The organism is Desulfobotulus sapovorans DSM 2055 (genome assembly GCF_059569355.1).
Window position 1 is genome coordinate 1 of the sequence record NZ_JCANVJ010000056.1, and the last position, 4,513, is coordinate 4,513.

A 4,513-nucleotide genomic window follows, 5' to 3' on the forward strand; every position below is an offset into this window, starting at 1 on the left:
CAGGGGGGTGTCAATAATTATTTTGTTTTATGGGTCACTACATTTGGGTTTTGCCCGGTGCAAAACAATGATTTCAGGCGGTTATGCCTGCAAGACATGGGGTTTTGGGCAAAAAATAAGCGTTGCCCGATCAATTTTGACGAAGTTGGGTTAACAAAAACCTTTTTCTCCAAGAACCGAACCTTTTAAGAAAGGATAGCCCATGTTTCCCCTTCAGTCCTGGATGCTTCAGCATTTCCCGGAAGTACGAACACTGTGCGAAAACTACAATCTGTCCATTAAAAAACTGGATCCCCTTGAACGGGAGGTGAGGGATTTTGTGGTGCGGGTTCCCCTCATCGGCCCCTTCAGTGCGGGAAAAAGCAGCCTGATCAATGCCCTTCTGGAAGAAAAACTTCTGGGGGTGGAGGTGGATCCGGAAACTGCCCTGCCCACGGAAATCCGTTACAGCAGCGAAGAAGCCTTTTATCTGGAAATGAAGGATGAAACCCGCAGACCCGCGTCCCGCGATCTTCTCAAGGCCCGTGAATTTTCCGCCTTTGGCCAGAACCCGTCCCACCTTTCGGCCCTTCTTGCCAGCGACAAACTATCCGCCTGGCCCCATCTCTGTCTTGTGGACATGCCGGGCTGGGATTCAGGCATTGAGGCCCACAGTGCGGCCATCGACAACTACCTGAGCCGCAGTCTCGCTTATGTGCTGGTGTTTCCCATATCCGACGGCACCCTTCAGGCCAGCCTTCACAGCCTGCTTTCCGAACTGAACCTCCACGCCATGCCCATTTTTGTGCTCATCAGCAAGGCGGATCAGAAAACTCCGGAGGATGGCGGGGCCGTTCTTGAAAAAATCCGCAGCGAAATGGCGGGGATTATGAAAAAAAGCCCCTTTACCACAGATCTCATTTCTTCCCGCAAAAAGAACATCGCAGCCTTCATCAAAAGCCTTGATTCCCTTGAGAAGCAGGCGGAAAGCCTTTTTGCGAAAAGCTGTGGAGCCAGAATGGCTCAGGAGCTGGGCATGATCCAGAGCCATATCGCCATTCTTCTCAATGAGGAAAACCTCAATGCCGAAGAGATTGCCCTTAAACAGGAGAATCTGAGAACAGAAATGAAGGCCTTTGAGGAAAAAATGAACCGGGAATATGAGAGGCTGAAGGAACAGATCCCTCCCTGCTGCGAGCGCATCCTCTCCATGGTGGAATCGGAGTTGTCCGGAAGCCTTGAAAACCTTACCACAGCAGCCCTGCACGGAGGCGACATGGAAGCCCTTGTGGGCCAGAGGGTTCGCAGTGCCTGCACGCGGGGCATACAGTCTGAATTTGAGCCCAAAATGCAGAAATATTTTCATACCCTTGAAGACCTGCTTCCGAAAGACCTCACACGGGCCTTTAATGTGCCTCTGGATGGTCAGGAAGATCTGGGGACAGATTCTTTCAAAAACAGTATCCGCACCACCCTCACTTCTCTGCTCATGATTATGAAATCTCATCCTATTCTGACCCTTATCACCCCCCTTCTTTTCGGTATTGTTGATCTTTTCATGGGCAAGGCGGAAAAAACAATCCTTGAAGAGAAAAGGCGGGAAGCAGTGCGACAAAAGGTGCTGCATACCCTGATTCCCGGAGTCCTGAGCCGTCTTTCACCCAAAATGAACGCAGCTCTGGAAAACCAGATCCGGACGGTACAGAAGGAAATCCGTGAAAGCATTGATCAGCAACGGAAGAACATGGAAAACAGCCTGAATGAACTTGCTGAGGAACTGAAACAGAGTCAGGCAGAATTTGAAGCCAGACGTTCGGCCCGTATCCAGGATCGGGAACGCCTTCAGGCCCTGCTTGCCCACCTTGGAGGGAGCATGGCATGAACGAACTTTCCCTTGAAAAGAGATATGAACTTGCCTGTGAGGCCATGGCACGGCCAGGTACTGAAGGGGAGATCCCCGCGAGACTGCGGCGTTCTGATCCCAGACATATGATCCGATAAAATATACCCCGGCACCATCCCCATGGTTCCCATGGATGCCAGGCTTTTTTTCATGTAGCCTGATACTGGCCCAAGGCCTTGCCCGGAAAGAAAAAGAAACCTTACACCAAACAGGGTGAAAACCATGAAAAAACGCATCCTCTACGGCGAAGCCAATTATCCGGCTATTGTCCGTGAAAACGGCTACTTTGTGGACAAGACCGCCTATATCCAAAAACTGGAAATGGTTAAAAATGCCGTATTCCTTCGGCCACGGCGCTTTGGAAAGTCCCTTCTCTGTACCCTGCTGGAGTCCTACTATTCGGTTTTATACAAAGAAAACTTTGAAGCGCTTTTCGGCCACACATGGATAGGCAAAAACCCAACGCCTCTGCACAACACTATGCTTGTGCTGCATCTGGATTTTTCCACCATTGAGACGGGTGAGCTGGAGGTGATGGAAAAAAGCTTTAATCATGTTGTTAACTCAAAAATCAAAGCCCTCATACGAAACTGTCAGACATGGTTTGAAAACAGTCCTTCATTTGACCCCACAGCAAGCGCCACAGCCAATCTGCAAAGTCTTGTCAATCATTTCACCCCCGACCTGCTTCATCCCCTTTATGTCATCATCGACGAGTACGACAACTTTGCCAACCAGCTTATCACAGGCCATAAAGACCTTCTTTATAAGCAGCTTATGGCCGATGACGGCTTTTTAAAAACCTTTTTCAAGCTTCTGAAAGAAGGCCGGAAAACCGGGGCCATCCACAATGTTTTCATTACAGGCGTTCTGCCCGTCACCATGGATGAACTGGCTTCGGGCTTCAACATTGCCACCTTCATCACCCTTGAGCCGGAATTTGAAAACATGATCGGCTTCACCCAGTCTGAAGTGAATTTACTTCTCGATGACATTTACAGAGACTATGACATCAACCAGGATACCCGAAACGAAGTGCAGGATGTGATCAAAAACCAGTACAACGGCTATCATTTTATCGATCCGGAAGGCGAGGCCGTCTATAATTCCACCATTCTCCAGTATTTTCTGAGCTGGTTCATAAAATACCGCACCATGCCCAAACACTTGACAGACATGAACCTCAAAACCGATATCCTGTGGATCAAAAGAATTACCGGTTCCAACCCCGAGCTTACGGAAGATTTTGTCACCCGGCTGACAACCCAGAACAGCATTGACTATGATGACACCCTGCTCACCCAGAAATTCAACATGTCCCAATTTTTTGAAAAGGGCTTTTTCCCCATCTCCTTTTTCTATCTGGGAATGCTTACCCGAAAAAACGACTTCGCCCTTACCCTCCCCAACCTCAACATGAGAAGAATCTTTGTGGAATACTTCAATGAGCTGTACCGCATTGACGTTTCCACCCGCTACGGAGACATGATGCAGCATTTTGTTAAAACCCTTGACCTGAAAGCCCTGTTTGCGGGCTACTGGCAGGAATACGTTTCCCAGCTTCCGGAAGCGGTTTTTTCCCAGGTGAATGAAAACTTCTACCGCACCACCTTTTATGAGCTGTGCTCCCGCTATCTTTCCCGCTGGTTCACCTGGAATGTGGAACGCTCCTACCCCAAAGGCAGAACAGATCTTGAGTTTGTGGGGAAATTCAATGAATGCTTTGCGGGCATCCGCATGGTCATCGAATTCAAGTATTTTTCCAACACCCAGTTCAGAAAATTCCATACAGAGACCGAAGATTTTCCCCTGATGCCGGAAGATACGGAGCAGATTGCAGGCTATGTGGAAGGGCTTCAGAAGGAGTATCCGGAGGCAAGGGTTACCCGGCACGTCATCTACTGCTTCGGGAATGAGGGCTTTAAGGTTTATGACCTTGGATGATCCCGGCAAAGAAACGGAGCAGCCATGCCCTGATCCCGTGAGGCCCTGCCAGTTTTAAAAAACGCTTCCCGGATTTTTAAAAGACAGAATCCGTCGCATCCCTGGGGTAAAAGTTCATGCAGGGTGGCGCTGAAAAACGCCTCTTCTTCCGGGGTGGAAGGCCAGCAAAAAAATCGGCAGATTTTTTCTGCCCTTGCAGACACATCTCAAAAAGGAAAAATCATGTCAGCCCTTTCAACGGAGCAGAGCCACAGCCTCATCTGCCGGGCCATTTCCCGGAAAGAGGATGACGGCCCCATGGCGGCCATCCTGAGCCGCATGGAAAAGACCCTTAACCCAACTTCGTCAAAATTGATCGGGCAACGCTTATTTTTTGCCCAAAACCCCATGTCTTGCAGGCATAACCGCCTGAAATCATTGTTTTGCACCGGGCAAAACCCAAATGTAGTGACCCATAAAACAAAATAATTATTGACACCCCCCTGTTTTTTAGCTACGGTGACGGGTATGTATATTAAACGCGTCCGCAAATCGAACCGTAACAGCAAGAAGGTGTATGAATATCTGCACCTTGTTGAAACTATCCGAACCCCGAAAGGGCCTCGGCAGCGTCTTATTTTAAATCTGGGGATTCTCGATGTGCCCCAGGAGCAGTTCAAAGAGCTTGCCAATGCAATTGAATCCTTG

General features: G+C 49.1%; 6 protein-coding genes. All 6 read left to right on the forward strand.

Annotation, left to right across the window (positions count from 1 at the left end; all coding sequences use genetic code 11):
- Positions 1 to 189, forward strand: a 189-nt coding sequence (locus tag BR04_RS17415; protein ID WP_496357299.1) for a hypothetical protein, incomplete at its 5' end; no start/stop codon positions are given.
- Between the two features lie 13 nt (positions 190 to 202).
- Positions 203 to 1,861, forward strand: coding sequence for a dynamin family protein (locus tag BR04_RS17420; protein WP_496357300.1), 1,659 nt, complete (start codon positions 203 to 205; stop codon positions 1,859 to 1,861).
- Positions 1,858 to 1,980 carry a hypothetical protein gene (locus BR04_RS17425; protein ID WP_496357301.1) on the forward strand — a complete coding sequence of 41 codons (123 nt, stop codon included), beginning with the start codon at positions 1,858 to 1,860 and terminating at the stop codon, positions 1,978 to 1,980. The genes BR04_RS17420 and BR04_RS17425 overlap by 4 nt, the downstream gene beginning before the upstream one ends.
- Positions 1,981 to 2,104: 124 nt before the next feature.
- Positions 2,105 to 3,826, forward strand: a complete 1,722-nt coding sequence (locus BR04_RS17430) for an AAA family ATPase (RefSeq protein ID WP_496357302.1) — start codon at positions 2,105 to 2,107, stop codon at positions 3,824 to 3,826.
- Positions 3,827 to 4,048: 222 nt separating this feature from the next.
- Positions 4,049 to 4,294 carry a hypothetical protein gene (locus BR04_RS17435; protein ID WP_496357303.1) on the forward strand — a complete coding sequence of 82 codons (246 nt, stop codon included), beginning with the start codon at positions 4,049 to 4,051 and terminating at the stop codon, positions 4,292 to 4,294.
- Positions 4,295 to 4,333: 39 nt separating this feature from the next.
- On the forward strand, positions 4,334 to 4,513 hold a 180-nt coding region (locus BR04_RS17440; protein WP_496357304.1), incomplete at its 3' end, for an IS1634 family transposase N-terminal domain-related protein.

Coding starts and splice junctions, on each gene's coding strand:
- BR04_RS17420 (WP_496357300.1), top strand. CDS start 203: ATGTTTCCCCTTCAGTCCTGGATGCTTCAGCATTTCCCGGAAGTACGA.
- BR04_RS17425 (WP_496357301.1), top strand. CDS start 1,858: ATGAACGAACTTTCCCTTGAAAAGAGATATGAACTTGCCTGTGAGGCC.
- BR04_RS17430 (WP_496357302.1), top strand. CDS start 2,105: ATGAAAAAACGCATCCTCTACGGCGAAGCCAATTATCCGGCTATTGTC.
- BR04_RS17435 (WP_496357303.1), top strand. CDS start 4,049: ATGTCAGCCCTTTCAACGGAGCAGAGCCACAGCCTCATCTGCCGGGCC.